Annotated in this window: 29 protein-coding genes; 17 read left to right on the top strand and 12 right to left on the bottom strand. The window is 71.1% G+C overall.

Annotated features, from left to right (window positions below; genetic code table 11):
• Positions 1–152 precede the first annotated feature (152 nt).
• From ACTWOL_RS17535 to mshD, 4 genes are all read right to left on the bottom strand, one after another.
• Positions 153–1,109: a hypothetical protein gene (locus ACTWOL_RS17535; protein WP_474297673.1), complete on the bottom strand. Its 957-nt coding sequence runs from the start codon at positions 1,107–1,109 to the stop codon at positions 153–155.
• Positions 1,110–1,233: 124 nt separating this feature from the next.
• Positions 1,234–2,115 (bottom strand): ABC transporter ATP-binding protein, encoded by an 882-nt coding sequence (locus ACTWOL_RS17530; protein ID WP_474297672.1) that lies wholly within the window; start codon positions 2,113–2,115, stop codon positions 1,234–1,236.
• Positions 2,112–2,510, bottom strand: coding sequence for a GntR family transcriptional regulator (locus ACTWOL_RS17525; RefSeq protein ID WP_474297671.1), 399 nt, complete (start codon positions 2,508–2,510; stop codon positions 2,112–2,114). The genes ACTWOL_RS17530 and ACTWOL_RS17525 overlap by 4 nt, the downstream gene beginning before the upstream one ends.
• Positions 2,511–2,606: 96 nt before the next feature.
• On the bottom strand, positions 2,607–3,530 hold the full coding sequence (gene mshD, locus ACTWOL_RS17520) for a mycothiol synthase (protein ID WP_474297670.1): 924 nt from the start codon (positions 3,528–3,530) through the stop codon (positions 2,607–2,609).
• A 147-nt stretch (positions 3,531–3,677) separates the two neighbouring features.
• On the opposite strand from mshD, the gene ACTWOL_RS17515 reads away from it, so the two are divergent.
• Positions 3,678–5,504 carry a bifunctional metallophosphatase/5'-nucleotidase gene (locus ACTWOL_RS17515; RefSeq protein ID WP_474297669.1) on the top strand — a complete coding sequence of 609 codons (1,827 nt, stop codon included), beginning with the start codon at positions 3,678–3,680 and terminating at the stop codon, positions 5,502–5,504.
• A gap of 178 nt (positions 5,505–5,682) precedes the next feature.
• Entirely contained in the window at positions 5,683–6,564 is an 882-nt protein-coding gene (locus tag ACTWOL_RS17510; protein ID WP_474297668.1) for a phosphatidylinositol-specific phospholipase C, read from the top strand.
• Here the strand turns inward: ACTWOL_RS17510 and ACTWOL_RS17505 are convergent.
• The 5 genes from ACTWOL_RS17505 to ACTWOL_RS17485 form a co-directional block, all read right to left on the bottom strand.
• Complete coding sequence (locus ACTWOL_RS17505) at positions 6,529–7,968, bottom strand: sensor histidine kinase (RefSeq protein ID WP_474297667.1); 1,440 nt, start codon at positions 7,966–7,968, stop codon at positions 6,529–6,531. The genes ACTWOL_RS17510 and ACTWOL_RS17505 overlap by 36 nt on opposite strands.
• Positions 7,965–8,693, bottom strand: coding sequence for a response regulator transcription factor (locus ACTWOL_RS17500; RefSeq protein ID WP_474297666.1), 729 nt, complete (start codon positions 8,691–8,693; stop codon positions 7,965–7,967). The genes ACTWOL_RS17505 and ACTWOL_RS17500 overlap by 4 nt, the downstream gene beginning before the upstream one ends.
• A 20-nt stretch (positions 8,694–8,713) precedes the next feature.
• A complete protein-coding gene (locus ACTWOL_RS17495) occupies positions 8,714–9,751 on the bottom strand; it encodes a S1C family serine protease (RefSeq protein WP_474297665.1) in 1,038 nt (345 codons plus the stop codon).
• Positions 9,752–9,936: 185 nt separating this feature from the next.
• Complete coding sequence (locus ACTWOL_RS17490) at positions 9,937–10,959, bottom strand: LacI family DNA-binding transcriptional regulator (RefSeq protein WP_474297664.1); 1,023 nt, start codon at positions 10,957–10,959, stop codon at positions 9,937–9,939.
• Positions 10,960–10,982: 23 nt separating this feature from the next.
• The gene (locus ACTWOL_RS17485; protein ID WP_474297663.1) at positions 10,983–11,762 is read right to left on the bottom strand and encodes a response regulator transcription factor; all 780 of its coding nucleotides are present in this window, start codon (positions 11,760–11,762) and stop codon (positions 10,983–10,985) included.
• A 416-nt stretch (positions 11,763–12,178) separates the two neighbouring features.
• Between ACTWOL_RS17485 and ACTWOL_RS17480 the strand changes: the two genes are divergently transcribed.
• The 8 genes from ACTWOL_RS17480 (at position 12,179) to ACTWOL_RS17445 (ending at position 17,831) form a co-directional block, all read left to right on the top strand.
• Positions 12,179–12,967 carry an alpha/beta hydrolase gene (locus tag ACTWOL_RS17480; RefSeq protein WP_474297662.1) on the top strand — a complete coding sequence of 263 codons (789 nt, stop codon included), beginning with the start codon at positions 12,179–12,181 and terminating at the stop codon, positions 12,965–12,967.
• Positions 12,968–13,095: 128 nt separating this feature from the next.
• The gene (locus tag ACTWOL_RS17475) at positions 13,096–13,350 is read left to right on the top strand and encodes a MoaD/ThiS family protein (protein ID WP_474297661.1); all 255 of its coding nucleotides are present in this window, start codon (positions 13,096–13,098) and stop codon (positions 13,348–13,350) included.
• 10 nt (positions 13,351–13,360) lie between these two features.
• Positions 13,361–14,686 carry a hypothetical protein gene (locus tag ACTWOL_RS17470; protein ID WP_474297660.1) on the top strand — a complete coding sequence of 442 codons (1,326 nt, stop codon included), beginning with the start codon at positions 13,361–13,363 and terminating at the stop codon, positions 14,684–14,686.
• A gap of 239 nt (positions 14,687–14,925) precedes the next feature.
• Complete coding sequence (locus ACTWOL_RS17465; protein WP_474297659.1) at positions 14,926–15,672, top strand: LmeA family phospholipid-binding protein; 747 nt, start codon at positions 14,926–14,928, stop codon at positions 15,670–15,672.
• Between the two features lie 275 nt (positions 15,673–15,947).
• A complete protein-coding gene (locus tag ACTWOL_RS17460; protein ID WP_474297658.1) occupies positions 15,948–16,055 on the top strand; it encodes a putative leader peptide in 108 nt (35 codons plus the stop codon).
• A gap of 160 nt (positions 16,056–16,215) precedes the next feature.
• Positions 16,216–17,061, top strand: a complete 846-nt coding sequence (locus tag ACTWOL_RS17455; RefSeq protein ID WP_474297657.1) for a sulfurtransferase — start codon at positions 16,216–16,218, stop codon at positions 17,059–17,061.
• A 42-nt stretch (positions 17,062–17,103) separates the two neighbouring features.
• Positions 17,104–17,391, top strand: a complete 288-nt coding sequence (locus ACTWOL_RS17450; protein WP_385421446.1) for a DUF1416 domain-containing protein — start codon at positions 17,104–17,106, stop codon at positions 17,389–17,391.
• Positions 17,392–17,555: 164 nt separating this feature from the next.
• The gene (locus ACTWOL_RS17445; protein ID WP_474297656.1) at positions 17,556–17,831 is read left to right on the top strand and encodes a DUF3099 domain-containing protein; all 276 of its coding nucleotides are present in this window, start codon (positions 17,556–17,558) and stop codon (positions 17,829–17,831) included.
• A 94-nt stretch (positions 17,832–17,925) separates the two neighbouring features.
• Here the strand turns inward: ACTWOL_RS17445 and ACTWOL_RS17440 are convergent, their stop codons facing one another.
• Positions 17,926–18,288, bottom strand: coding sequence for a DsrE family protein (locus tag ACTWOL_RS17440; protein ID WP_474297655.1), 363 nt, complete (start codon positions 18,286–18,288; stop codon positions 17,926–17,928).
• Positions 18,289–18,361: 73 nt separating this feature from the next.
• Between ACTWOL_RS17440 and ACTWOL_RS17435 the strand changes: the two genes are divergently transcribed.
• The 4 genes from ACTWOL_RS17435 (at position 18,362) to ygfZ (ending at position 20,867) form a co-directional block, all read left to right on the top strand.
• Positions 18,362–18,529 (top strand): hypothetical protein, encoded by a 168-nt coding sequence (locus ACTWOL_RS17435; RefSeq protein WP_474297654.1) that lies wholly within the window; start codon positions 18,362–18,364, stop codon positions 18,527–18,529.
• A 224-nt stretch (positions 18,530–18,753) separates the two neighbouring features.
• Positions 18,754–19,326: a heme-binding beta-barrel domain-containing protein gene (locus ACTWOL_RS17430; protein ID WP_474297653.1), complete on the top strand. Its 573-nt coding sequence runs from the start codon at positions 18,754–18,756 to the stop codon at positions 19,324–19,326.
• A 112-nt stretch (positions 19,327–19,438) separates the two neighbouring features.
• Positions 19,439–19,876 carry a Fur family transcriptional regulator gene (locus ACTWOL_RS17425; RefSeq protein WP_474297652.1) on the top strand — a complete coding sequence of 146 codons (438 nt, stop codon included), beginning with the start codon at positions 19,439–19,441 and terminating at the stop codon, positions 19,874–19,876.
• Between the two features lie 10 nt (positions 19,877–19,886).
• Positions 19,887–20,867, top strand: coding sequence for a CAF17-like 4Fe-4S cluster assembly/insertion protein YgfZ (gene ygfZ, locus ACTWOL_RS17420; protein WP_474297651.1), 981 nt, complete (start codon positions 19,887–19,889; stop codon positions 20,865–20,867).
• Between the two features lie 47 nt (positions 20,868–20,914).
• On the opposite strand, the gene dtd is transcribed toward ygfZ, so the two are convergent.
• Positions 20,915–21,340 (bottom strand): D-aminoacyl-tRNA deacylase, encoded by a 426-nt coding sequence (gene dtd / locus ACTWOL_RS17415; RefSeq protein WP_474297650.1) that lies wholly within the window; start codon positions 21,338–21,340, stop codon positions 20,915–20,917.
• Between the two features lie 213 nt (positions 21,341–21,553).
• On the opposite strand from dtd, the gene ACTWOL_RS17410 reads away from it, so the two are divergent.
• The 3 genes from ACTWOL_RS17410 (at position 21,554) to ACTWOL_RS17400 (ending at position 24,890) form a co-directional block, all read left to right on the top strand.
• Positions 21,554–22,306 carry an RsiG family protein gene (locus ACTWOL_RS17410; RefSeq protein ID WP_474297649.1) on the top strand — a complete coding sequence of 251 codons (753 nt, stop codon included), beginning with the start codon at positions 21,554–21,556 and terminating at the stop codon, positions 22,304–22,306.
• A gap of 49 nt (positions 22,307–22,355) precedes the next feature.
• On the top strand, positions 22,356–23,357 hold the full coding sequence (locus tag ACTWOL_RS17405) for an asparaginase (RefSeq protein WP_474297647.1): 1,002 nt from the start codon (positions 22,356–22,358) through the stop codon (positions 23,355–23,357).
• 279 nt (positions 23,358–23,636) lie between these two features.
• Positions 23,637–24,890, top strand: coding sequence for a GNAT family N-acetyltransferase (locus ACTWOL_RS17400; RefSeq protein ID WP_474297646.1), 1,254 nt, complete (start codon positions 23,637–23,639; stop codon positions 24,888–24,890).
• Positions 24,891–24,979: 89 nt separating this feature from the next.
• Here ACTWOL_RS17400 and ACTWOL_RS17395 read toward each other — a convergent pair whose 3' ends face one another.
• Positions 24,980–25,603: a histidine phosphatase family protein gene (locus ACTWOL_RS17395; RefSeq protein WP_474297645.1), complete on the bottom strand. Its 624-nt coding sequence runs from the start codon at positions 25,601–25,603 to the stop codon at positions 24,980–24,982.
• Positions 25,604–25,847: the final 244 nt, after the last annotated feature.

Genomic DNA, 25,847 nt, shown 5'->3' with positions numbered 1-25,847 from the left:
CCCGGCGCCGGGGCCTCCGGAGTGTACGCGCGGGGCGAGCGCACCGCGAGGGCCGGGGTTCGGCCGGTCCGTCCGAGGGGCCCGGCCGCGAAGATCCCTGGGCCCTGCGTCGTCAGGGGCGCGGCCGCCACAGCGGCCGCGCCCCTGTCACTTCAGGCGTGCAGCCGGCGCAGGGCCCGGAAGGCCGCGAACGTCACGGCGGCGGCGAGCGTCAGCACGATTCCGGTCTCGACGAGCTGGATCGGCCAGAAGTGCGAGGTGGGGTGGGCCACGACGTACCAGTCCTGGATGCCGGTTCCCGGGTGGCAGCCCGCGGGAACGGCGGATTCGGGGTAGCACTGCGGCACCTTCCTGCCGTCGACCACCAGCTCGGCGCTCTGCCGCCAGACGCTGTCGGCGATGCCGCCCTCCGACCCCCTCCAGGTCAGATTCTCCGTCGGCCACAGCCGGTCCCGCACGCCGTCGAAGACCAGCATCAGGATCCCGGTGACGGCGAGGGCGATACCGCCGGCGGGCAGGGCGCGCCGCAGCGCCAGCCCCGCGAGTGCGCCCAGCGCGAGTGCGAGCAGCCCGTACGCGAGGACCGACGGGCCCAGCGCGAGGAAGACGTCGGTGTGGAACCACTCGTCGAAAAGCGTGTCCGCCGCGCCGGCGCGGGCCCAGCGGTAGAGCAGCGAGAGCACGGCGGTCCCCGCGGTGAACACCGCGGCAGCCACGGCGAGTTTGGTGGCGAGCCAGCTGGCCGGGGTGAAGGCGGACTGGCTCCAGGTGAGACCGGCCGTGCCGTTCTCCGTCTCCCCGCCGAACAGCACCGCGCCGGCGTAGAAGGCCACCAGGAGGGGCAGCCAGGCGATCGCGGTGGCGGCGGAGCTCAGCGAGCTCCCGTAGCCGAAGTCGGAGGCCCAGGAGAGCAGGGCGATGTCCTGGCAGTTCGGCAGCCCGGTACCGGGAATGCGGCAGAGCTGCCCGAAGGCCTCTTCCGGTCCGAGGACGCGCAATGTGATCAGCCCGGCGGCGGACAGCGCGACGAACGCCCCGAAGAGCATCAGGGCCTTGCGGTGCGGCAGGAACAGTGACCGGGCCGGCCCGGTCAGCGACTGGATGCTCATATGGCCTCGATGGTCGGTCGGTTGGGTGCGGTGGCCGAGTGCCGTGTGGGTGCGGACATCGCTCTCCTCAGGCCTGCGGTCGGCGCGGGCCGGCGCGCACCGCCCTGCGGAGGGGCCGGCGCGCTCATGCCTCAGGTCCCGTGGCGGACGGGGTGAGCAGCGCGGGGGCGTCGGAGCTGCGCAGATGGGCCAGCACCAGCTCCTCGAGGGAGGGCTCCACGGCCGTCATGCCGTGGAGGGCCGGCCCTTCGGGGCGTATCAGCGCCGTCAGTTGACGTCCCGTCGTACGGGATTCGACGACGGTGTGGGAGGTGAGCGCGGTGTCGGCGGGGCCGGTCACCAGACGGTGCGCGGTGATCAGGTCGTCGATGCCGCCGCCCAGCCGGATCCGGCCGCCGGTGAGGAGCAGCAGGTAGTCGCAGGCGCCTTCCAGTTCGCCGACGATGTGGGAGGACATCAGCACGGTCGTGCCGTGCTCGGCGGCGCCGGCGAGCAGCATGCCCATCAGCTGGTGGCGGGCGAGCGGGTCGAGGTCGGCCATCGGCTCGTCCATCAGGAGCAGTTCGGGCCGCTTGCCGAGGGCGAGGGCGAGAGCGACCCGGGTGCGCTGTCCGCCGGAGAGGCTCCGCACCCGGGTGCCCGGGTCGAGTTCCCCGCTGTCGACGATCCGCCGGGCGGTCTCGTCGTCCCAGCGGCCGGGGTTGAGCTCGCGGCCCATGCGCAGCGTCTCGGCGACCGTGAGCTGGGGGAAGAGGGGCTTGTCCTGGCTGACGTAGGCGAGGCGCTCGCGGGCCTCGGCGGGGTGGGTGCCGAGTACGCGGATGGAGCCTTCGGTCGGCCGCAGCAGGCCGGCGGTGATCGCCAGCAGGCTGGACTTGCCCGCGCCGTTGGGGCCGACGAGGGCGCAGACGCGGCCGGTGGGCAGGCGGAAGGAGCAGTCCCGCAGGGCCCAGGTGCGCCGGAACCTCCTGCCCAGTCCGGCCGCCTGGATGGCCTGGTCGGTCATGTGTCGTCCCTCTGCTCGTGGTCGGTGAAGTACTCGTCGAGTACGGCGGTGAAGAGCGCAGCCACGTCGTCCCGGCCCAGCCCGGTGGCGCGGGCGCGGTGTGCCCAGTCGGCGAGTTCGCCGCGCAGAGGGGACTCGGCGCCGGCGGTTCCCAGGGACTTGCGTACGAAGGTGCCGAGCCCTCGTCGTGCTTCGACGAGCCCTTCGCGCTCCAGCTCGCGATACGCCTTGAGCACCGTGTTCGGGTTGATCGCCGTCGCCTCCACGACCTCACGGGCGGTCGGCAGTCGGTCGCCGGGCTCCAGCAGGCCGAGCCGCAGAGCCTGCTTCGTCTGCTGGACGATCTGCAGATAGGTGGAGATGCCACTGCGCCGGTCGATCCGGTACTCGATCACAACACCACCCTTTCACTAATCAAGTAGTGAAAGGGTGGTGCAAGAAAGGGGGCGATGTCAAACCGCCCCCTTCCGTTCGGCCGCGGTGCGCCGGGCTCAGGTCTCCGTGCGGTACATCAGGTCCACCTCGTGGATGGTGAAACCGAGCCGCTCGTAGAGCCGCAGCGCCGCCGTGTTGTCCGCGTCGACGTAGAGCATCGCCGTCGGCAGGCCCTGGGCCGCGAGGTGGCGCAGGCCGATCGCGGTGAGTGCCTTGCCGAGCCCGGTGCCCTGGGCGTCGGGGCGCATGCCGATCACGTACACCTCACCGAGCTGCTCCTCGGCGTGCACCTTGGTCCAGTGGAAGCCGACGATCTCGCCGCCGCGCTCGGCGAGGAAGAAGCCCTTGGGGTCGAACCAGGTCTCTTCCCTGCGGTCGTCGAGGTCCCGCTGGGTCAGCGAGCCCTGCTCGGGGTGGTGGGCGAAGGCCGCCGCGTTGACCGCGAGCCAGGCCGCGTCGTCCTGGCCGGGGACGAACGAACGAATCGTGACGCCCTCGGGCAGATCCGGCTCGGAGATGTCCAGCAGGCTCAACGGGCGGCGCAGCTGACGCAGTTCGCGGAACAGCGTGAGCCCGAGGACCTGGGCGAGATGGCGGGCCGCGGACTTGCCGCCGTGGGCCCAGACGCGAAGGCGCTTGCCCGAAGCCGCCAGCAGTGCGTTGCCGAGGGCGCGCCCGTGACCCCGGCCGCGGTGACTGGGGTGGATGACCAGTTCGGCCGCCGGGGCCTCCACCGGGTCGGTGTCCTCGAGCTGGGCGTAACCGCGCAGATCGCCGGCGACGGTGAGCAGGAAGTGCCGCACGCCTGCGCGCTGCCCGTGGCGCAGCTGGAGCCGCCCCTGCTCGGAGACGGCCTGCATCCCGTCGGCGCGGGCGGCGACGGAGAGCAGGGTGAGGACGTCATCGGCCTGCTCGGTGGTGAGTTCGTCGAGTGACTGGATCTGGCGGCCGGGCTCGAGGGCGGGGGCTGCGTCTGTCATACGTCGAGGGTACGGCGCCGGGCGGCACCCGTTCGGAAACCAGGTCGTAACCCTTTACCTCTGTCGCGCTACGCGCGTTGACAATAGGCTGCCCGGCTGAGGACGCCTGTCCTCCCGTCGAACCACGCTGAACTGACAAGGGGACAGATGTCAGCGACACCGAACCGGAAGCGCGGCCGCGTCATCGCCGTCGTCGCCGGACTGACCACCGTCGGCGCTCTGGCCGCCGCCATGCCCGCGGGTGCCGCCGAAGACAGCGGCCAGGAGAACGGACACGGTTACGGCCACCACAGCCGCACCGTGGACGTCCAGCTGCTGTCCTTCAACGACCTGCACGGCAATCTGCAGCCGCCGGCCGGCTCCGCCGGGCGCGTCACGCACACCAACCCGGACGGCACCACCAAGACCATCGACGCGGGCGGCGCCGAGTACCTCGCCACGCATCTGCGCGATGCCCGCAAGGGCCACCGGTACTCGATCACCGCGGCCGCCGGTGACATGGTGGGCGCGTCGCCGCTGCTCTCCGGGCTGTTCCACGACGAGCCGACCATCGAGGCGCTCAACAAGCTCGACCTCGATGTCACCTCGGTGGGCAACCACGAGTTCGACGAGGGCTACAAGGAGCTGAAGCGGCTCCAGTACGGCGGCTGCCACGCCACCGACGGCTGCTACGAGAAGAACGCCAAGGGCAAGCCGAAGAAGTTCCGGGGCGCCGACTTCCCGTATCTCGCGGCCAACGTGACGAAGGAGAAGTCGGGCAAGCCGATCCTCGACCCGTACTTCATCTGGGAGAAGAACGGGGTGAAGATCGGTTTCATCGGCGTCACCCTGGAGGGCACTCCCAACATCGTCTCCGCCGAGGGCATCAAGGGCCTGAAGTTCGGCGACGAGGTCGAGACGATCAACAGGTACACCCGGATCCTGGAGCGCAAGGGCGTCAAGTCCATCGTCGCGCTGCTGCACGAGGGCGGGATGCCGGCCTCGACCTCGTACAACTACAACTGCGACAGCCCGGGACCGGGCGACGGCATCTCCGGCCCGATCGCCGACATCGCCAAGAACGTCAGCCCGCAGGTCGACGCCCTGATCACGGGCCACACCCACCAGGCCTACGCGTGCACCATCCCGGACCCGTCCGGCAAGCCGCGCACGGTCACCTCGGCGGCGTCCTTCGGCAAGCTGTACACGGACACCACGCTCACGTACGACCGCCGCACCCGCGACATAGCCCGTACGTCCGTCGCCTCGGCCAACCACGTCGTCACCCGTGACGTGGCGAAGGCCGAGGACATGACGCAGCTCATCGACCGCTGGAACACGCTCGCCGCGCCGATCGCGAACCGGCCCGTCGGCCACATCTCCGGCGACATCGAGAACCCCCTCGACGGTGTCGAGAAGCCGCTCGGCAACCTGATCGCCGACGCCCAGCTGGAGGCCATGTCTCCGGCCGACAAGGGCGGTGCGCAGCTGGCGCTGATGAACCCGGGCGGTATCCGCGCGGGTCTGGTGCACAAGGCGTCCGGCAGTGAGGGCGACGGCGTCGTGACGTACGGCGAGGCGTTCACCGTGCAGCCGTTCACCAACATGATGACGGCCGTCGATCTGACCGGCGCCCAGCTGATCACCACGCTCCAGCAGCAGGTCAGCGGTGCCAACCAGGCCGCCCCGAAGATCCTCCAGATCTCCAAGGGCCTCACCTACACCCTGGACATGACGAAGACCGGTGCCGACCGGATCGTCGTCGGCTCGGTGAAGCTGAACGACCAGGCGATCGACCCGGCGAAGACCTACCGGGTCGCGATGAACGAGTTCCTGGCGGGCGGCGGCGACGGCTTCGCGGTCCTGAAGGAGCACAAGAACAAGCTGGTGGGCGGGTCCGACCTGGACGCCCTCATCGCCTACTTCGCCGCGCACTCCAGCGCGAGCGGACCGATCGCGGCGCCGGCCACCGACCGGATCACGATCGTCAAGTAACACCGCACGGCGCCGGACAGGCCGCCGCGCACCACGTCCTCAGGGGGCGGCAGACCGTTGGTCTGCCGCCCTCGTGAGTTTCCGTCCACATCATTTCGTGTCATGGGCATGTCTGCCATCATCCCGGGAGCCTGCCGCGACCCCCCACGTCGCGGAGGCCGACCAAAGGAGACGGCACATGTCCCTGAGCAGACGTGGTTTCCTCGCGGGCGCGGCGGTCGCGTCCACCGCCGCCCTCGTCGGGGCGTCACCGGCAGCCGCAGCCGGGCGTTCCGGGCAGCGGGTCCTCGGCACCCAGGACTGGATGAGCGGTATCGACGGCGGCCGGTCGCTGTCCTCCCTCACCATTCCCGGGACCCATGACTCGGGCGCCCGCTTCGGCGGGCCGTGGTCCGAGTGCCAGAACACCACCATCGCCCAGCAGCTCGACTCGGGTATCCGCTTCCTCGACGTGCGGTGCCGGGCCGTCGACGGCTCGTTCGCCATCCACCACGGCCCCTCGTTCCAGAACATGATGTTCGGCGACGTCCTCATCGCCTGCCGCGACTTCCTGCGCGCCCACCCCGGCGAAACCGTGCTCATGCGGGTCAAGCAGGAGTACTCCGGCGAGAGCAACGCCACGTTCCGCGCCATCTTCGACAACTACCTCGACGTACGGGGCTGGCGTCCGCTGTTCCGCATCGGCGACACCCTCCCCGCCCTCGGCGAGGCACGCGGCAAGGTCGTCCTCATCGCCGACAACGGCGGACTGCCCGGTCTGAAGTGGTGGGACGGCAACGCCTTCGACATCCAGGACGCCTGGAACGACCTCCCCTGGGACAAGTACCCCAAGATCGAGGCCCATCTGCGCAAGGCCGTCCAGCAACCGGGCAAGCTCTACATCAACTTCGTCAGCACCTCGGCCTATCTCCCGCCGCGCTGGAACTCCGACGACCTCAACCCCCGCGTCCACCGCTACCTCGACGGCACCGCGAGCGGCTGGAAGGGCCTCGGCATCGTGCCGATGGACTTCCCGGCCACCCGCTCAGGACTCGTCGACTCGCTCATCCGCCACAACTGACCCGGGAGCCTCCGGCGCGGAGGGCGGCGGGGTCGGGGCTCCGGGCAACCGGATCTCGGCCACCGTCCCGCCGCCCTCCGCCGGGCGCAGCGCCACCTCGCCACCCGCCTGCCGGACCGTACGGGCCACGATCGACAGACCGAGGCCCGAGCCGGGCAAGGCGCGGGCGGAAGGCGAGCGCCAGAACCGCTCGAAGACATGGGGCAGTTCGTCGGGCGGGACGCCGGGACCGTGATCGCGCACGCTCAGCACACCCCGGTCGAGCAGCACCTCGATCCGTCCGCGCGGCGGGGAGAACTTCACCGCGTTGTCCAGCACATTGACCAGTGCGCGCTCCAGCGCGGCCGGCTCCGCCCGTACGTACCAGGGCCGCAGCTCGGCGGTGATCGTCAGCTCCGGGCCGCGCAGCCGGGCCCGCTCCAGGGCCGTGCGCGCGATCTTGTGCAGGCCGACCACCCGCACCGCGCCGGGGGCCGCGCTGTCCGGCCGGGACAGCTCTTGCAGATCGCCGATCAGCGCCGCCAGCTCGGTCATCTGCGCCTTCACCGAGGCCAGCAGCGCCGCCCGGTCCCCGGGCGGAAGCTCACGGCCGGTCTGCTCACTGCGGGCCAGCAGCTCGATGTTCGTCCGCAGCGAGGTCAGCGGGGTCCGCAGCTCGTGCCCTGCGTCGGCGATGAGCTGCGCCTGGCGGTCCCGGGAAGACGCCAGCGCGGCGGTCATCTGGTTGAAGGACCGCGACAGCCGCGCGATCTCGTCCTCGCCCTCGACGGGGATCCGCACGGTCAGATCCTCGGTACGGGCCACGTGCTCCACGGCGTCGGCCAGCCGGTCAACGGGCTTGAGCCCCGTGCGCGCGACCCACAGGCCCGCGGCACCGGACGCGACGACGCCCACGCCCGCGAGCGCGGTGAGCAGGAAGGCGAGACGGTCGAGGGAGGCGTTGATCTCGCCGAGGGGCCGGGAGACCATCACGGTGATCTGGCCCTCTCTGGGCCGCATCGTGTGGACACGCACCTCGTCGCCGTCGGCGGTCGAGCTGCTGTGCAGGGCGCTCGCCCGCAGGCCCTGTGCGACGGCGATGTCCTCCTGCCGGACCTTCACCGGTTCCGAGTAGGGCGTGACGCACCGGGTGCCGTCGGGGAGAAGCACCTGGATGTACGCGAAGACCTTCTGGGAGGTGTCGGTGGGGGTTCTCCCGGGCGCCCGGCACGCGTCCAGCGCCGTGGCGATCGAGTCGGGCGGCGCTCCGGTGTTCTCCAGCGAGGTGTCGAGCTCCTGGCGCAACTGCGCCCGGGTGAGCAGCCAGCAGGTCACGGCGACCGCGGCGACCGCCATCGCGACCGCGCTCGCCGTCAGCAGCGCCAGCCGCGACCGCAGAGGCAGCGCCCGGAATCTGCGGATCACTCCGGTGACCCCTCCCGCAGCGCGTAGCCGACTCCGCGCACCGTCTGGACCAGCCGCGGTTCACCGACTGCCTCGGTCTTGCGGCGCAGATACATCACATACACATCCAGTGAGTTGGAGCTCGGCTCGAAGTCGAAGCCCCAGACGGACTTGAGGATCTGCTCCCGGGTGAGCACCTGCCTCGGGTGTGTGAGGAACAGCTCCAGCAGGGTGAACTCGGTACGGGTCAGCTCGACCCGGCGCCCGGCCCGGGTGACCTCGCGGGTCGCCGGGTCCATCCGCAGATCGGCGAAGGCCAGCACATCGCCGGCCCCGTCCGGGCCGGTGTCCGCCACGGCGTACGCGCTGCGCCGCAGCAGGGCCCTGATCCGGGCGAACAGCTCGTCCAGCTCGAACGGCTTCACCAGGTAGTCGTCCGCCCCGGCGTCGAGTCCGGAGACCCGGTCGCCGACGGTGTCCCGGGCCGTGAGCATCAGGATCGGCAGGGTGGAGCCGGACGAACGGATGCGGCGGGCCGCCGTCAGCCCGTCCATGCGCGGCATCTGGATGTCGAGGACGACGAGGTCGGGAGCGTACGACTCCAGCTTGGCGAGCGCGTCCGCACCGTCGACGGCGACCTCGGTGGCGTACCCCTCGAACGCGAGGCTGCGCTGGAGCGCCTCGCGTACGGCGGGCTCGTCGTCGACGATGAGGATGCGGTCGCCTGCGCCGGGTGCTGTCGTCATGCTGTCAGCCTCGCACGACGTCAGTCGGAGGATCCGGAGCGCAGGCTGTCGAGGTCCGCCTTGACCGTGTTGACGGGGATGGCGAAGCCGAGGCCCACACTGCCGGCGCCGGCGCCGCTCGACGAAGCGGGCGAGTACATGGCCGAGTTGATGCCGACGATCTCCCCGTTCATATTGATCAGGGCACCGCCGGAGTTCCCGGGGTTGAGGGAGGCGTCGGTCTGGATCGCCTTGTACGTGGTCTTGGACGCGCCGGTGTCCCCGTTGAACTGCCGGCCGCCGAACTCGAAGGGCCAGCCCTGGCGGGGATCCTGCTGGGACCCGCGGCCCCCGTCCTTGGCGACCGTGACATCGCGGTTGAGCGCGGAGACGATTCCGCTGGTCACCGTGCCGGTGAGGCCTTCGGGTGAGCCGATCGCGACGACCTGGTCCCCGACCTTGAGACTGCCGGAGTCGCCGAGCTTCGCCGCCTTGAGCTCTCCCCCGGCGTCCCGGAGCTTGATCAGGGCCAGGTCCTTGTCCGGGTCGGTGCCGATGACGTCCGCGGTGCCGGACTTGCCGTTGCTGAGCGTGACCTTGACGGTGTCGGCGCCGGCGACGACGTGGTTGTTGGTGACGATCTCGCCGTCCTTGGTGACGATCACGCCGGAGCCGGTGGACTGCCCCGCGGACGTGGAGGCGCTGATCTCGACGATGCTGGGCGAGACGGCCTCGGCGACTCCGGCGACGGTGCCCTTGTTGTTGCTGGAGACGGGGGTCCCGTTGACCGTGGCGGCGGTCGCGGTGGTGCCGCGGCCGTTCCCGGCGAACCGGTCGACGAGTGTGGCGGCCCCGCCGCCGACGGCCGCGGCGGCGATCGCGACGGCGGTGATCAGGGCGACGGGCCGCTTGGCCCGACGGCGGTCGGTCCGTGCGGTGGGGGCGTACGGGGGCGGCGGCGGGTAACCCGTGGCACCGCCGTCCCCCGCGCCCGAGTCCCCGAAGCCCGCGTACGGGTACGGGTGCGGGTGCTGCGTGTGCGTGCTGCTCTCGCTGCTGCTGCGGTAGTCGTCCGTCATGGTGCAGACTCTCGGGCCCGTAGATGAGAGCCTCCTGAGGACGGCCTGAGAAGCCCGACAGAACCATGTATGCCCGAAATAAGGTGCGCCGGGCGACGGTCGCTGTGACTGCCGTATCGCGGCTAAGGGGGTTGTTGATGGATCTGCCGGGCGTCGCGACGCCGCGGAGATCCGTCAGAAGCCCCCTAACCGCACCCGCACGAGCGGCGGACGATCAGAGCCGAAGGGAACTGCTTCACCCGCTCCCGTCGCGACCCCATGACACGCAGCCCGTCGTCCAGGACGAGGTCCACCGCCGCCCGCGCCATCGCCGGACGGTCGGATGCGATCGTTGTCAGAGGAGGATCGGTCAGCGCCGCTTCCTTGACGTCGTCGAAGCCCGCGACCGCCAGCTCGCCCGGAACGTCGATCCGCAGCTCGCGCGCCGCCCGCAGCACACCGATCGCCTGGTCGTCCGTGGCGCAGAAGATCGCCGGCGGCCGCTCGGGTCCGGACAGCAGCTTCAGGGCCACGAGGTAGGCGTCATAGCGGTTGTACGGGGCCTCGAACAGCCGGCCTTCCGTCGGCCGCCCGGACTCCAGCATCGCCCGTCGCCAGCCCTCGACGTGGTCGGCCACCGGGTCGCCCACCGCCGGGGTGTTCTCGACGCCGCCGAGACAGGCGACGTACTCGTGGCCGTGCTCCAGCAGATGGCGCGTGGCGAGCTGGGCACCGCCGATGTCGTCCGTGACCACCGCGACGTCGTCGATCGCCTCGGGCCGCTCGTGCAGCAGCACGACGCGGGCGTCCCACGCCTCGATCTCCGCAGCGGCCCGCTCGCTCGGACCCTGGCTGACCAGGATCAGCCCGGCCACCCGCATACCGAGGAAGGCCCGCAGATAGTGGACCTCGCGCTCGTCGCGGTAATCCGAGTTGCCGACGAGGACCATCTTTCCGCGGTCGGCCGCGGCTCGCTCCACCGCATGCGCCATTTCCGCGAAGAACGGCTGGCGCGCATCGGGGACGATCATGCCTATGAGGTCCGTGCGCCGCGAGGCCATCGCCTGGGCGACCCGGTCGGGCCGGTAGCCCAGCTCCTTGATCGCGGCGAGCACCCGCTCGCGCGTGGCCGGGGCGACCGGCCGGGGTCCGTTGTTGATGACATAACTGACAACGGCGGTGGACGTACCCGCCAGTCGTGCTACGTCATCCCGCGTCACCTTGGCCACGCGCGAAGTCTACGCGTGGTGACTCACCTCTGGGCAGGGCTTACGGCTGCTTCGTGCTCTTCGGAGGAGTCCTCCGTACGCGTGGCCGAAGCAGCCGCCTTCGCCTTGGCTTCCTCGGCCGCGCGTTCGACCTTCTCGGGCGTGACGAAGCGGTAGCCCACGTTCCGTACGGTCCCGATCAGCGACTCGTGCTCGGGGCCGAGCTTCGCGCGCAGTCGTCGCACATGGACGTCGACCGTGCGCGTGCCGCCGAAGTAGTCGTAGCCCCAGACCTCCTGCAGGAGCTGTGCCCGGGTGAAGACCCGGCCGGGATGCTGGGCCAGATACTTGAGCAGCTCGAACTCCTTGAAGGTCAGGTCCAGGACCCGGCCCTTGAGCCTCGCGCTGTACGTCGCCTCGTCCACGGACAGATCACCGTTGCGGATCTCCATCGGCGAGTCGTCCGAGGTGAGCTGCTGGCGGCCCATCGCCAGCCGGAGACGGGCCTCCACCTCAGCGGGGCCCGCGGTGTCCAGCAGCACGTCGTCGACGCCCCAGTCCGCCGTGACGGCCGCGAGGCCGCCCTCGGTGACGACCAGGAGCAGGGGGCAGCCGGGACCGGTGGAGCGGAGCAGCTGACAGAGGCTGCGCACCTGCGGAAGGTCGCGCCGGCCGTCGACGAGGATCACGTCGGCGCCGGGTGTGTCGACGAGGGCGGGGCCCTCGGCGGGGGCGACCCGCACGTTGTGCAGCAGCAGACCGAGGGCGGGAAGCACCTCCGTCGACGGCTGGAGCGCGTTCGTGAGGAGCAGCAGTGAGCTCATCGCGCCCTCCCTGCCCCGTCGGTGGTCCCCGGCTGGTTCGTCGTCCTTCGGTCGTGCACGGTTGGCTCGCCCATCACGTCGGTTCCTCCTCGTCCCTGCGAGAGGGGGGGACCTCCCACGCCAGGAAGGCAGTGGGGAGATTGCGGCACTGCTTCTTGCCTGGGTCGCGGCTCCCACGCCCTGGGTTCCGCGATCTTTTCGTTCACCTGTCTGTAACAACGGACTGCAAACACAAAAGGACCCGGGGGCTTCGTCGCCCGGATCCTCTGCCCAGCAGAATAGCCCACATGAGTTCTGAGGCAGAGGGTCGATTTCACAATGTGGATGTTTCCTCGATCACGCACGGCCCCCGGCGCGCAACCTCAGGGACAACCTTGACGACAACTTTGCGCACGACTTTGCCGACGTCGGACCGCGTGCCCATCGAGGCGCTCCACGAGCCGTGCACGGCCGGGGCCGCCGATACCGCGATTGTCCTCGCCCATGGTTTCACCGGCTCGGTGGACCGGCCCGCGGTGCGCCGGGCCGCCGGTGTCTTCGCCCGTCACGCGGGGGTCGTCACCTTCTCCTTCCGTGGTCACGGGCGCTCCGGCGGGCGGTCCACGGTCGGCGACCGCGAGGTGCTGGATCTTGCGGCGGCGGTGGCCTGGGCGCGGTCGCTGGGCTACCGCAAGGTGGTGACGGTCGGCTTCTCGATGGGCGGATCCGTGGTGCTGCGGCATGCGGCGCTGTACGGAGGGGGCCCGGGGGAGCGCACGGCGCGGACGGAGAAGACGCCGCGTCACGAGGGGCGTGTGGAGGCGCGGGAAGGCGTGCACGGGGAGGCGCACACGGACGCGGTCGCCGCCGTCAGCGCCCCCGCCCGCTGGTACTACCGGGGTACGGCGCCGATGCGCAGGGTCCACTGGGTGATCTCCCGGCCGCTCGGACGGCTGGTCGGGCGGTACGGCTTGGGTACCCGTATCCACCACGAGGACTGGGACCCGGTACCGCTGTCCCCGGTCGAGGCCGTCCCGCTGATCGCGCCGACCCCGCTGCTGGTGGTGCACGGTGACCGCGATCCGTACTTCCCGCTGGACCATCCGCGCATGCTCGCGGCGGCAGGCCCCTGCGAGGTCTGGCTGGAGCCCGGCATGGGGCACGCCGAGAACGCCGCCGGTGACGAGCTGCTGGGCCGCCTCGCGAACTGGCTCGTCCGCGCATAGCCCATGATGGATAGCCGTCGACTGCGTCGGGAGCAGCGACGGCGTCGACGGCCGCGAGAGCGACGGGACCGGACCACGGGACCGGACGACGGGCCGGAGAGACGACGGGCCGAAGAGAGGAGTGCCCCATGCCAGCGGGGACCATCCGCTACTGGGCCGCGGCCAAGGCCGCCGCGGGCGTGGCCGAGGAGCCCTACGCCGCGGAGAACCTGGCCGAGGCGCTGGACGCCGCGCGCGAGCGGCACCCGGGCGAACTCGTCCGCGTGCTGCGGCGCTGCTCCTTCCTCGTCGACGGCGATCCCGTCGGGACACGCGGGCATGAGACGGTACGGCTTGCCGAGGGCGGCACGGTCGAGGTGCTCCCGCCGTTCGCAGGAGGGTGAACCGCACAGCATGAGCAGCGATCAGCAGCACCCCTACGATCCGTACGATCCCCAGGATCCGTACGGACGGGGCGACCAGCAGCAGGACCCCTACGCGACCCAGACGTGGGAGGGCCAGACCTGGGACACCCAGTACCAGCCGACGCTGGAGCCGTCCGCGCCGCTGCCGCAGCAGCCCTACGCACAGCAGCCGTACCCGCAGCAGCCGTACACGGACCAGACACAGGCCGATGCCGGGTACCCGCAGGCGCAGCACCCGCAGATGCAGGCCGGGCACCCCCAGGCGCAGACGCAGCATCCGCAGGTTGCGTACCCCCAGACGGCCGGGGACCCCGGGTTCCCCGCCCCGCAGCACCCCGCCCCGCAGAGCTCCGTGCAGCCCGGCGGCGTATACCCGCTGCCTCCGGAGGTCCCGGCCGAGGGTCCGGTCGCGACTGCCGGCGCCGTCCCCGGAGCGTCCGGAAGCTCACCCCGCCCGGCGGCCCCGTCCGGCGCTTCCGGGGAGCAGCTGCCCGGCACCGACGGTGAGCCGGCCTACGGCACCCCCACCACTCTCGGCACCACCAGGGCCACCGATGCCCAGCGCGCCCGGGCCGAGGGGCGCTCCCCGATCATCCCGCCCGGCATCCAGCCGGCCGGTCTGACCGCTGCCGCCGGTCTGCTTTTGGCGGCGGCCGGGGCCACCGGCTCCTCGTACGTCCTGCTCGTCCCGCTGATCCTGCTGCAGGCGGTGACGGCCGCCGGCTGGTTCCGGCTGAACGGCATGTGGCCCGCCCGCCAGGGCATCGCGCTGGCCTTCGCGGGCGGCGTCGTCGCGGACGTGGCCCTGCTCGCCGCGGGCCGCGAGTACGCCCCCGCCGCGATCGTCGGCACGCTCGGCATCTGGGTGCTGCTCACGCTGATACTGCAGCTGCGCAGCCATGCCGCCGCCGATGAACGCAACTACGGGCTGATGGCATCCGCCGCCTCGGCGGCGCTGACGATCCTCGCGGCCGGATTCCTCGCCGCCGAGTCCGACGCCGTGATCATCGGAGGTCTCGCGGTCGCCGCCGCGACCGTCGTACGCGCCCTGCCGATTCCCCTGCCGGAGGCCGGGGTGTCCCTCGCGGCGCTGCTCGCCGCCGCGGGCGCCGGTGCGCTGGGCGGCGCGGCAGCAGGACCGGGCGCCGGGTCCGGGGCGCTGCTCGGTGCCGGTGCGGGTCTGTGTGCCCTCGTGGGCCTGCGGGTGGCGAGCTACGACTACCCCTCCCGCTTCGTCCACATGACCGCCGGGGTCGCGCTGCCGCTCACGGCCGCGGCGCCCCTCGTGTACCTCCTGGGCCGGGCTCTGGTCTGAGTTGCCGTGAAGGCACGTCGTGCCCCCGATGCCGTGGAGACGGCCGGGTGTTCGGCGGTACGCCACGGGGTCCCGCGCCCGGACAGGACCTGGGCAGGACCTGGGCCGCGCCCGGACAGGACCCGGACAGCACCTGGGCAGGACCTGGGCGGGGAACCATTCCGAGGGGCCCGGACGTCGATCCTTAAGGCCGTTCCGACCCCGGGCGGCCACGACAGGGGTGGGGGAAACGTCACGTTATGCGCGCACTGCGAATACTGCTGATCACCGCGGTGATCCTGGGCGGGCTCTTCGCGATAGCCGACCGGCTCGCCGTCGGCTATGCGGAGAGCGAGGTCGCGGCGAAGGTCAGAAGCAGCCAGGGGCTGAGCCAGGAGCCCGAGGTGTCCATCAACGGCTTCCCCTTCCTGACGCAGGTCGTGAGCTCCGAGCTGGATGACGTCGAGGTGCGCATGGGCGGGGTGAAGGCCAGCGCCGGCGGTCACTCGGTGCAGGTCACCGAAGTCGCGGCCGAGCTGAGCGGCGTCCGTCTCAACGGCTTCTCCTCCGCCGTCGCGGACCGTGCCACCGGGTCGGCCCGTATCTCCTACGCCGACCTGGGCAAGTCTGCCCCCGAGGGTGCCGTCGTCTCCTACGCGGGCGCCGAGCGGGCGGCCAAGGGCCAGGTCAAGGTGACCGGTCCGGCCGTCGGGCTGCTGGAGGGCGCGGGCTTCGACGTTCCCGGCTTCGCCAAGGGGATGCTGAAGGGCCGTACGCTCACGACGTACAGCGCGGTCTCGGCAGCAGGCGGCGACACGGTCCGGCTGCGTGCCTCCGAGATTCCGCGGTTGCCGGTGCCGGGAATGGACCGGAAGCTGCGTGAGGCCGTCGACTACGACCTGAAGATCGACGGTCTGCCGAAGACGATCAGGCTCGACAAGGTCGTGGCCGACGAGGGCGGACTGAGCTTCTCGGGCGTGGGCACGGATGTGAGGCTGGTGGGCTGAGTGAGCCCCCGGCCCGTTCTCCTGCGGCGACCTCCACGGCGCCGCTCTTCCGGACTTCCGGGGCGGCACGGGGTGATCGTCGCCCCGGTGATCGGATGGTGAGACGGAGGTGTCCGGTCCGTAGATGCTTCACGGGCAACGCTGTCCGGGGTGCCCCGGTCCGGATGCCCGCGGGGTGGGGTCCGAAGCCCTCGCGTTCCGAAATGCGGACGATCGCGTCTCACTATACGACACACCGGTGACATGGCCGCCCCGTCGTCCCTACGATCGACCCCATGCAGCGAATTTCGAGCGGTCTCCGGCCCCGGAGACAGGCGGACCTCACGAAGCGGCGGGCAGTAGACCTGTGCCGCGTCGCCGCCATGCTCTGTCGCTCCTTCTGAGCGGAAAGATCCCCTTCCGCATTCCGGGCCCTGCGCGCCCATTCCTGCCAGGGCCACCCGTGTGCCACACGCCTCTTCGGCGTACCTGCACCGATGATGAAGTCATCCCCCCGCACCGCCCCCGCACCACCCGCCGCACACTGCCCCGGAGGAGAACAGCATGAGCCGCAGCGACGTCCTGGTAGACGCCGATTGGGTCGAGGCACACCTGGACGACCCGAACGTCGTGGTCGTCGAGGTCGACGAAGACACCTCGGCGTACGACAAGAACCACATCAGGAACGCCGTCCGGATCGACTGGAAGAAGGACCTCCAGGACCCGGTCCGCCGTGACTTCGTCGACCAGGCCGGCTTCGAGGAGCTGCTGTCGAAGAAGGGCATCGCGAACGACGACACGGTCGTTCTCTACGGAGGCAACAACAACTGGTTCGCCTCCTACGCCTACTGGTACTTCAAGCTCTACGGTCACCAGGACGTGAAGCTCCTCGACGGCGGCCGCAAGAAGTGGGAGCTCGACTCCCGCGACCTGGTCGACGGCGCCGACGTCCCGCAGCGCCCCGCCACCGCGTACAAGGCCCAGGCCCAGGACACGTCCATCCGTGCCTTCCGTGACGACGTCGTCGCCGCGATCGGCAGCCAGAACCTGGTCGACGTCCGTTCGCCCGACGAGTTCAGCGGCAAGCTGCTCGCCCCGGCGCACCTGCCGCAGGAGCAGTCGCAGCGCCCCGGCCATGTGCCGAGCGCCCGCAACATCCCGTGGTCCAAGAACGCCAACGACGACGGCACGTTCAAGTCGGACGACGAGCTCAAGGCGCTCTACGCCGACGAGCAGGTCGACCTGGCCACCGACACCATCGCCTACTGCCGCATCGGCGAGCGCTCCGCGCTGACCTGGTTCGTCCTGCACGAGCTGCTCGGCGTCGAGAACGTCAAGAACTACGACGGTTCGTGGACCGAGTACGGCTCCCTCGTCGGCGTGCCGATCGAGCTCGGCGCGAACAAGTAAGCCCAGGCACCCAGATCTCCCCCGACGTAAGGACAGAACAGCATGTGTGGAGCGCAGGCCGGCGGCCCCGACGCCTCGACGATCAAGCCCGGTGAGACCACCATCCAGGGCCAGGTGACCCGCGACGGCGAGCCCGTCACCGGTTACGTGCGGCTGCTGGACTCGACCGGCGAGTTCACCGCCGAGGTCCCGACCTCGGCGACCGGACAGTTCCGCTTCTACGCGGCCGAGGGCACCTGGACCGTCCGGGCCCTCGTGCCGGGAGCCACGGCGGACCGTACGGTCGTCGCCCAGACCGGTGGCCTCTCCGAGGTGGCCATCGCCGTCTGACGGCAGCCGCGGTACATCACGCCACCGCATACCGGCCGAAGGGCCGCACCCCAGGGGGTTGGACGCCACTGGAACGGGGTGCGGCCCTTCGGTCATCGTGGCACGCGTGAGGCGCCCGGATGCCGTGGCGGGTGGGCTCACGGGCGCGGACGTACGCTGGAGGCATGTACGCGCGGCGCCGTCACGCCTACTTCCTGATGATGGGCGGATGCCTCGTCCTCTTCGTGTCCGCCTGGGCCTTCGTGCGGCTCTGGTCGGTGCCTGCCGCCGTCGGCATGTGCGTCGTCGCCATGGTGATCCCGCCGCTCGCGGCGGTGGTGGCCAACCGGCGCGGACCCGAGGACCGTTGGTGGGACGACCCGTCAGGTGACCCGAAGTCCGACGAGTGGTGGGACGAGCTCGACGGAAAGCGGAAGCCCGGCTCGGGCCCGCGTCAGTAGGGCTCGACCTGCGGTGGAGCGCCGGCGGGTCGCATGAGCGGAGAGCCCGGACAGAGCCTGGTGCGGCCTCGTAAGACCTGGTACCTCGTAAGACCTAGTAGACGAGAGCCTGGACGCCGTCTGCCATCGCCTCGCTGACGAAGACCTGGGCCCCCGCGATCCGTACGCCCTCGATCACGTCCTTCTCCGTGATCTCGCGACGTGCCGCGCACTGGGTGCACAGCGTGACCCGGCCCGCCGCCAGGACCGACTCGATCAGATCCGGCAGAGGAGCGGCGTGCGGCAGCTCGAACTCGGCGGCACGGCCCGGCAGCGCGAACCAGGAGGACTCACCGGTCAGCCACAGCGAGACCTCCACCCCGCTGGCCACGGCGACGGCCGCCACCGTGAAGGCCTGTGAGCAGCGTTCGGGTGCGTCGGCCCCGGCGGTCACCTTGATCACGAGCTTCTTCGCCATATGCCGAACTGTAATGCGCCGGGATACCACCCGGATCGGGGGGCGCGGGTCGCTTGAAAGGGCGCGACAACCGTTGGCCGACCGCCGCGGAAACACCCGCGCGGAGCGGGCTCCCCGCGAAGCTGCCGCCGCTGACGTCCCCCTCTTCGAGCTGGGGCCGGACATCGACGGTCTCGGGAACGACACCGTGCTGCGCAAGCGGCAGGCGACCGTTGTCCTGCAGAGCCAGCTTCTGGGCTGACCCACGCACCACCTCGCGGTGAGGGCCGGACACCCGACCACTAAGCTGGAGCCGGCCCGAACTGCTCGCCCCGCTCATTCGAGGAGCACCCGTGATTCTTTTCTTCGAGATCCTGCTGGTCCTGGTCTGTGTCGGCGTGCTCGCCTTCGCCGGCCTGACCGTGAAGAAGCTGTACCAGGGCCAGCGCTGAATCACCCGCATCGCAGAGATCGCCAGAGACACTCATGATCGAGATCCCGTCCGACCTGAACCCCGACCTCGTTCCCCTCGCGTTCCTTCTCGGTACGTGGGAGGGCGCAGGCGTCTCCGACTTCCCCGGCGCCGAGAAGTGCAACTTCGGACAGTCGGTGACCTTCCGCCATGACGGCCGGGACTTCATCGAGTACGTCTCGCACACCTGGGTGCTCGACTCCGAGGGCAAGAAGGTCAAGCCGCTGGAGTCCGAGTCGGGCTACTGGCGGATCGACAAGGACCGCAAGGTCGAGGTCGTCATGGTCCGCGACCAGGGCATCGCGGAGATCTGGTACGGCGAGCTCGCCAACCAGAAGCCGCAGATCGACCTGGCCACGGACGCCGTGGCGCGCACCGCGGCTTCCGGCCCGTACAGCGGCGGCAAGCGCCTGTACGGGTACGTCAAGGGCGACCTGATGTGGGTCGGCGAGAAGGCCACCCCGGAGGTGCCGCTGCGGCCGTACATGTCGGCGCACCTCAAGAAGGCCGTCACGCCCGAGCAGGTCGAGCAGTGGGCGAAGGACCTGGGCGACCTCCCCGACGACGGCATCGCCTTCTTCAAGTAGGACGCGTTCTTCAAGTAGGTCGTGTTCTTCAAGGAGGACGCGGGGCGGCCGGTTCCTGGCCGGGAACCGGCCGGGCCGGGGCGTCACCGGCCGGCGCGCCTACACTGGTCGCGTGGTGAGCACCGACTGGAAGAGCGATCTGCGGCAGCGCGGCTACCGGCTGACCCCACAGCGCCAGCTCGTCCTCGAAGCCGTCGACACGCTGGAGCACGCGACGCCCGACGACATTCTCGTCGAGGTGCGCAAGACGGCGTCCGGGATCAACATCTCCACCGTCTACCGCACGCTCGAGCTCCTCGAGGAGCTGGGGCTGGTCTCGCACGCCCATCTGGGCCACGGCGCGCCGACGTACCATCTGGCCGACCGCCATCACCATCTCCATCTGGTCTGCCGGGACTGTACGAACGTCATCGAGGCGGACGTCGACATCGCAGCGGACTTCACCGCGAAGCTCCGTGAGACCTTCGGCTTCGATACGGACATGAAGCACTTCGCGATCTTCGGGCGGTGCCGCGACTGCGCAGTGAAGGCGGCCGCTGACCAGTCGTAGGCTTGTGCCCATGCAGCGACATTCAACGAAGAGCCCTTTGCTGTCCCTGCCCGGCGCGGTTCCCGCCGAGGGACGCGACGAAGGTGTCGCCGCGCACTACGGCGATCTGTTCCGCGAGCAGCGTGCGCTCGCGGACGGCAGGGGTCTGGTCGACCTCTCGCACCGCGGTGTCGTCACCGTGTCCGGCAGCGACCGGCTCAGCTGGCTGCATCTCCTGCTCACCCAGCATGTGAGCGAGCTCCCGGCGGGGCAGGCGACCGAGGCACTGATCCTTTCCGCGCACGGTCACATCGAGCACGCGCTCTCGCTCGTGGACGACGGCGAGACGGTGTGGGCGCATGTCGAGCCCGGAACTCAGGACGCGCTCATCGCCTACCTGGAGTCGATGAAGTTCTTCTACCGGGTCGAGGTCGCCGACCGTACGGACGACTTCGCGGTGGTGCATCTGCCGGCCGGTTCGATCGCCGAGGTACCGGACGGAGTCGTCGTACGCGAGACCCCGCAGGGCCGCGAACTGTTCCTGCCGCGCGGTGGCCTCGAGGCGTATGCGGCGGCCAACGGCCCGGCGATCGGGGTGCTGGCCCACGAGGCGCTGCGGGTCGAGGCGCACAGGCCGCGGCTCGGCTTCGAGACGGACCACAGGACCATCCCGCACGAGATCGGGCTGATCGGCAGCGCCGTGCATCTGCAGAAGGGCTGCTACCGAGGCCAGGAGACCGTGGCGCGTGTCCACAACCTGGGGAAGCCGCCGCGGCGGCTGGTGTTCCTGCACCTGGACGGCAGCGAGGTCCATCTGCCGGGACACGGCACTCCGGTCCGGCTGGCCGCGGACGGAGAGGACGGCCGGCAGCTGGGCTTCGTCACGACGTCGGCTCGCCACCACGAGTTGGGCCCGATCGCGCTGGCCCTGGTGAAGCGGAACGTACCGGTGGACGCGGAACTGCTCGCGGGGAACACGGCGGCGGCGCAGGAGACGGTCGTCGAGCCGTAAGGCGCGTCGCCCCGACCCCGTCGTTCCCCACCGCCCGCCGCGCGGTGTCAGACCTCGACGAGGACGGTGAACGGGCCCTGGTTCGTGAGCGACACCCGCATGCTCGCTCCGAACCGTCCCGTCTCCACATGCGCCCCGAGCGCCCGCAGACGGGTCACCACCTCGTCGACGAGCGGTTCGGCGACCTCGCCGGGCGCCGCTGCGTTCCAGGTCGGGCGGCGCCCCTTGCGGGCGTCGCCGTACAGCGTGAACTGCGAGATCACCAGCAGCGGCGCGTTCACGTCCGAGCAGGACTTCTCGCCGTCCAGGATCCGCAGCGACCAGAGCTTGCGGGCCAGCTGCGCCGCCTTCTCCGGTGTGTCCTCGTGGGTGACTCCGACGAGCACACACAGTCCCTCGCCGACGATCTCGCCCACCGTCTCGCCTGCCACCACGACGTTCGCGCCGTCGACCCGCTGCACCACTGCTCGCATACGCCCCAACCTAAGGGGTCGGCGAGCCGCCCTTCGCCGCTGTCCGGGCGTATCGGGGGCCCTGTCCGGGCGTATCCGTGCGTATCCGGGGCTGAACGGGTGCAGAGCACCTGCGTACGAACCACCCGGAATGGCACGATGCACGGAGTCGGTGCTTCCCTTCCGCCCTCCGGGCCGGGGGATACCTCAGGCACCGGTCGAGGGGATCACGCAATGAGCACTTCAGGCACCGGGCAGTCGTCCGGTCCCGTTCCGATGACCATCCGTAGCGGTACGGGCGCCGTGCGTCCGCCGGTGCAGCGCACCGCCGACACGCTCCCCGAGCCGACGGGCCACGACCTCGGCGCGCTGGGGCTGCCGGAACTCCGGGCGCTGCGCCGGGATTCGCAGCGCGACGAGGCGGACCTGAGTTACGTACGGCGTCTGCTGCACGGGCGTATCGACATCCTGCGAGCCGAACTGTCCCGGCGGACCGACGACGAGGCGGCCGGGGCCGAAGCTCAGGCCTGTCAGGCCGGTCAGGTCCGTCAGGCCGACGGGAGCGCCGGGGCCGGCGGTCCGGCGGGGCAGGGAGGGAGCCCAGGCGTCCCGGCCGGGCCGGGACGGCAGAGCAGATCGCAGGGTTCGGGCGCGGCCACGGACGCGGCCGTCGTCGACCGGCTCTCGGCGATCCTCGCGGACCCGCCGTCGCGGCGGGGCAGCTCTGCCCGCCATGTGACCCTGTCCACCCCGCGGGGCGAGGAGTACGGGCAGCTGGCGGCGGCCATGCTGGCCGAGGTCGAGCTGTCCGACCTCGACGCGCGTACGGACGAGGAGCTCCACTCCGCCATGGGACGCCTGGCGCGCTACGAGCAGCAGGTGTCGCGCAGCCGCGTGGTACTGCAGCGGACCGTGGACGACTGCAGCGCGGAGATCACCCGCAGGTACCGTGAAGGGGAAGCGCAAGTAGACGACCTGCTCATCTGAGGCACCCTTCCGGGCGGGTCCCCTGTCCGGAAGGAAGGCAGACCAGCCGATGAGCTCCAGCACCCCCGCGTCCGCCCCCGCCCCCGCCCCCGCCTTGGCGTCAGCGTCCGCGATACGCCCGGTCCTCGCCGAAGTCGTGCGCTCCGGCTTCGTCGAGGGCCATCACCGGGGATCGCTGGTCGTGCTGGCCGCGGACGGCACTGTGGAGCTGGCGCTGGGGGATCCGGCGGCGCCGCTCTTCCCGCGGTCGTCGAACAAGCCGATGCAGGCCGCGGCCGTGCTGCGGGCCGGTCTCGACCTCGCGGGGGAGCGACTGGCGCTGGCCACCGCGAGCCATGCGGGCGAGCCCTTCCATCTGGAGCTGGCCCACACCATGCTCGCCGAGCACGGGCTGACGCCCGGCGATCTGCAGACCCCGCCCGATCTGCCGCTGGATCCGGCCGAGGCCGAGGCGTATCTCGCGGCGGGGCGCACACGGGACAAGGTCGCCATGAACTGTTCCGGCAAGCACGCGGCGATGCTGGCCGCCTGCGCGCTGAACGGCTGGCCGCTGGAGTCCTACCTCGACCCGGCACATCCGCTGCAGCAGCTGGTGCGCGAGGTGGTCGAGGAAGCGGCAGGCGAGGAGGTGGCCGCGGTCGGCACGGACGGCTGCGGGGCGCCCCTGATGGCGATCAGCCTGACGGGTCTCGCCCGGGCGTATCGATTCTTCGTCCGTGCGCCCGAGGGCTCGGCGGCGCGACGGGTCGCGGACGCGATGACCGCCCACCCCGAGTACGTCGCCGGTACCCGGCGCCGTGACACCTGGCTGATGCAGGCCCTCCCCGGCGCGCTGTCGAAGATGGGCGCTGAGGCGGTCCAGGCGGTGGCCCTGCCGGACGGCCGCGCGCTGGCGTTCAAGATCGACGACGGGTCGGCCCGGGCGCTGGGCCCGGTACTGGCGCGCTGCCTGGAAAGGCTCGGGGTGGACGATCCGGTACTGGCCAGGATCGCCGACGCACCGCTGCTGGGCGGCGGACGGCGGGTCGGCGAGATCCGCGCGGCGTTCTGAGGTCCGCCGCAGCCGCCCGGGGCGGGCGGAAGACGGGCGGAAGACGGGCGGAATGCGGCCAGGGCCCGTATCCGCGAAGTGGGTCCAGCCCGGACAGGACCTAGTGCTGTGGCCGGATAGGTTTGCCGGGAAGCTCGCGGCGTCCGGTGCGGTGTATCGCAAGGCGGAGAATCGGCCTTGTACTGGCCTGTACTCGGGTGATTCGACAACGCAGCGAGACGCCGTGCAGGACACCGCGAGCCGGTGAACCTATCCGGTCACAGCACTAGCGTTGACGGTATGAGCCATGACGACGTCGAGGTACGGATCGTCTCCGAGGCCGAGGGCCGTGACTGGCTGAGGGCGATGGCCACCGGCTTTCTGATGTCCCCGGTCATCGAGGAGTCCGAGGCCGCCGAGCGGCTCGCCCATATGCGGCGCTCGCGCATGCGCGGCGCTTTCGACCGGGGGCGCTGCGTGGGCACGTACTACTCCTTCCCGCAGCAGCTCACCGCGGTCGGGGGCGCCTGCGTCACCGCGAACGCCGTGACGCAGGTGACGGTCGCCCCCTCGCACCGCCGTCGCGGCATCCTCAGCCGGATGATCACCGATGACCTGGCGGAGGCCGATGAGCGCGGCGACATGGTCGCCACGCTCATCGCGGCCGAGTACGGGATCTACGGGCGGTACGGCTTCGGCCCGGCCGCCTCACTGACCGAATGGGAGATCGACGTCCCGCGCAGCGGACTCGATCCACGCTGGTCCGGACCGGCGGACGGCGGCCGGGTGGATATGGTCGATGCCCAGGACGTCCGCAAGCTGGGACCCGAACTGCACGCACGCTTCCGGCCCCGCCGCCACGGCGCCGTCGACCGTGACGAGCGCTGGTGGGCCATCCACACGGGAGCCGTGCGCATGGCGGCGCAGCCCTGGACCGAGCCGTACTACGCGGTCTACCGCTCGCCCGCGGGGGAGGTCGAGGGTCTGGCCGTGTACCGGGTGGACAGTCACTGGACCGATGCGGCCCAGCCCGACGACACCGTGAAGACCGACAGTCTGATCGCGGTGACGACGGCCGCCGAGCGTGCCCTGTGGCGGTACCTCTGCTCGATCGACTGGATCACCAAGGTGCGGTCCGGCGGGCGCGCGCCGGACGATCTCCTCCCGCACTACCTTCCCGACCCCCGCGCCGCCCGGATCGTCACCCAGGCCGACTTCCTGTGGGTGCGGCTGCTGGACGTCGTACGGGCCCTGCAGACGCGCGGGTACGCCGCTTCGGGCTCCCTGGTCCTCGACGTGCACGACGCGGCGGGGCCGGCGGGCGGCCGCTTCCGGCTGGACGCCACTCCGGAGGGCGCGTGGTGTGTGCCGACGACGGAGTCGGCCGATCTGTCGCTGGGGGCCGGGGAGTTGGGGTCTCTCTACCTCGGTGACGAGTCGGTGCTCCGGCTGGTGGAGCTGGGCCGCGTCGACGAGCACCGACCGGGTGCGGCGGACAGGGCCGACGCGGTGTTCCGGGCCCGGCGCAGGGCCTGGTGCCCGGACGGGTTCTGACCCGCGGCCCGGACCGGGAGCCTGCGGGCTGTGCGTACGCTCTCCTCGGCAGCTGCGCGGCGGACTGCCCGCGATGTGAACCCCCGCCCCTACAGGCGGAGTTCCGGCGGGGAGCCGGTCCAGCGCAGCTCTGCGGGGAGGTGCCCCATGTCGTTGGAGAAGAGCACCGAGGCGGGCCGGTCGGGCGCGTACCGGATCACCGTCAACGAGGCGTTGCCGAAGTGCAGACCCTGCCAGCGCCACTCGGGGGCGTCGACGGCGGCCCTGACGAGCCAGCCGATCAGGAAGTTGTGGGTGACGACCAGCTCGTGCAGCGGCTCGTCACCTTCGACGGGACCGGTGAACCGGGCGAGAGCGGCCTGTGCCAGCGCCGGGCCCTCCTCCCGTTCCCGGGCGGGGAACCGGGCGACGCGGTCGAGCATGCCGTCGGCGAACTCCGCCGGAAGCTCTTCGCGCCGGGCGACGTACGGGATGTAGTCCCCGGCCGGTTCGGACGCCTGCAGGGGCACGCCGCCGAGCCGGTCGTGAATGAGCCGGGCGGTCTGCTCGGCCCGTGGGAGCGGGCCGTGGTGGATCGCCGCGAGAGGACTGTTCCGCAGCCGCTCACCGAGGAGCGCGGCCTGGCGCCGGCCGTTCTCCGTCAGCTCGCTCTCGTCCGGCGACGCCTCGCCGTGCCGGGCCAGATACAGATAGCGGTCCGCGGTGCCGGTCATCTCTCGGTCTCCCCGTTCATGATCGTCCGGAAGTACGCCGGGAGAGACGCGGCGCTGTGCCGGGCGGTTCCGTCACCGGCCGTCCCGGGCAGCCGCTGCGAAGCTCCTGAACACCCCCGCCGGTTGCCGCCGATGATGCCGTGGGGGATCATGCTGCCCCATGCCGTACGGGTCCATAGGTCGGGTGTTGGGCCGGTCGGTGCTGTCGTGGACTCAGCACCCGTGTGGGCAGGGGGTGCGGGCC

It is taken from the genome of Micromonospora sp. IBHARD003, assembly GCF_056106285.1.
Note: the sequence above shows the minus strand (reverse complement) of the source record. Positions and strands in the feature narration are given on the sequence as shown.

Excerpts from the sequence above, each read along its gene's own strand:
- ACTWOL_RS17535 (WP_474297673.1), bottom strand. The coding sequence starts at position 1,109 with ATGAGCATCCAGTCGCTGACCGGGCCGGCCCGGTCACTGTTCCTGCCG.
- ACTWOL_RS17455 (WP_474297657.1), top strand. The coding sequence starts at position 16,216 with ATGAGCCGCAGCGACGTCCTGGTAGACGCCGATTGGGTCGAGGCACAC.
- ACTWOL_RS17460 (WP_474297658.1), top strand. The coding sequence starts at position 15,948 with ATGCAGCGAATTTCGAGCGGTCTCCGGCCCCGGAGACAGGCGGACCTC.
- ACTWOL_RS17510 (WP_474297668.1), top strand. The coding sequence starts at position 5,683 with ATGTCCCTGAGCAGACGTGGTTTCCTCGCGGGCGCGGCGGTCGCGTCC.
- mshD (WP_474297670.1), bottom strand. The coding sequence starts at position 3,530 with ATGACAGACGCAGCCCCCGCCCTCGAGCCCGGCCGCCAGATCCAGTCA.
- dtd (WP_474297650.1), bottom strand. The coding sequence starts at position 21,340 with ATGCGAGCAGTGGTGCAGCGGGTCGACGGCGCGAACGTCGTGGTGGCA.
- ACTWOL_RS17450 (WP_385421446.1), top strand. The coding sequence starts at position 17,104 with ATGTGTGGAGCGCAGGCCGGCGGCCCCGACGCCTCGACGATCAAGCCC.
- ACTWOL_RS17410 (WP_474297649.1), top strand. The coding sequence starts at position 21,554 with ATGAGCACTTCAGGCACCGGGCAGTCGTCCGGTCCCGTTCCGATGACC.
- ACTWOL_RS17475 (WP_474297661.1), top strand. The coding sequence starts at position 13,096 with ATGCCAGCGGGGACCATCCGCTACTGGGCCGCGGCCAAGGCCGCCGCG.
- ACTWOL_RS17440 (WP_474297655.1), bottom strand. The coding sequence starts at position 18,288 with ATGGCGAAGAAGCTCGTGATCAAGGTGACCGCCGGGGCCGACGCACCC.
- ACTWOL_RS17430 (WP_474297653.1), top strand. The coding sequence starts at position 18,754 with ATGATCGAGATCCCGTCCGACCTGAACCCCGACCTCGTTCCCCTCGCG.
- ACTWOL_RS17485 (WP_474297663.1), bottom strand. The coding sequence starts at position 11,762 with ATGAGCTCACTGCTGCTCCTCACGAACGCGCTCCAGCCGTCGACGGAG.
- ACTWOL_RS17530 (WP_474297672.1), bottom strand. The coding sequence starts at position 2,115 with ATGACCGACCAGGCCATCCAGGCGGCCGGACTGGGCAGGAGGTTCCGG.
- ACTWOL_RS17495 (WP_474297665.1), bottom strand. The coding sequence starts at position 9,751 with ATGACGGACGACTACCGCAGCAGCAGCGAGAGCAGCACGCACACGCAG.
- ACTWOL_RS17515 (WP_474297669.1), top strand. The coding sequence starts at position 3,678 with ATGTCAGCGACACCGAACCGGAAGCGCGGCCGCGTCATCGCCGTCGTC.
- ACTWOL_RS17400 (WP_474297646.1), top strand. The coding sequence starts at position 23,637 with ATGAGCCATGACGACGTCGAGGTACGGATCGTCTCCGAGGCCGAGGGC.
- ACTWOL_RS17465 (WP_474297659.1), top strand. The coding sequence starts at position 14,926 with ATGCGCGCACTGCGAATACTGCTGATCACCGCGGTGATCCTGGGCGGG.
- ACTWOL_RS17405 (WP_474297647.1), top strand. The coding sequence starts at position 22,356 with ATGAGCTCCAGCACCCCCGCGTCCGCCCCCGCCCCCGCCCCCGCCTTG.
- ACTWOL_RS17445 (WP_474297656.1), top strand. The coding sequence starts at position 17,556 with ATGTACGCGCGGCGCCGTCACGCCTACTTCCTGATGATGGGCGGATGC.
- ACTWOL_RS17500 (WP_474297666.1), bottom strand. The coding sequence starts at position 8,693 with ATGACGACAGCACCCGGCGCAGGCGACCGCATCCTCATCGTCGACGAC.
- ACTWOL_RS17470 (WP_474297660.1), top strand. The coding sequence starts at position 13,361 with ATGAGCAGCGATCAGCAGCACCCCTACGATCCGTACGATCCCCAGGAT.
- ygfZ (WP_474297651.1), top strand. The coding sequence starts at position 19,887 with ATGCAGCGACATTCAACGAAGAGCCCTTTGCTGTCCCTGCCCGGCGCG.
- ACTWOL_RS17395 (WP_474297645.1), bottom strand. The coding sequence starts at position 25,603 with ATGACCGGCACCGCGGACCGCTATCTGTATCTGGCCCGGCACGGCGAG.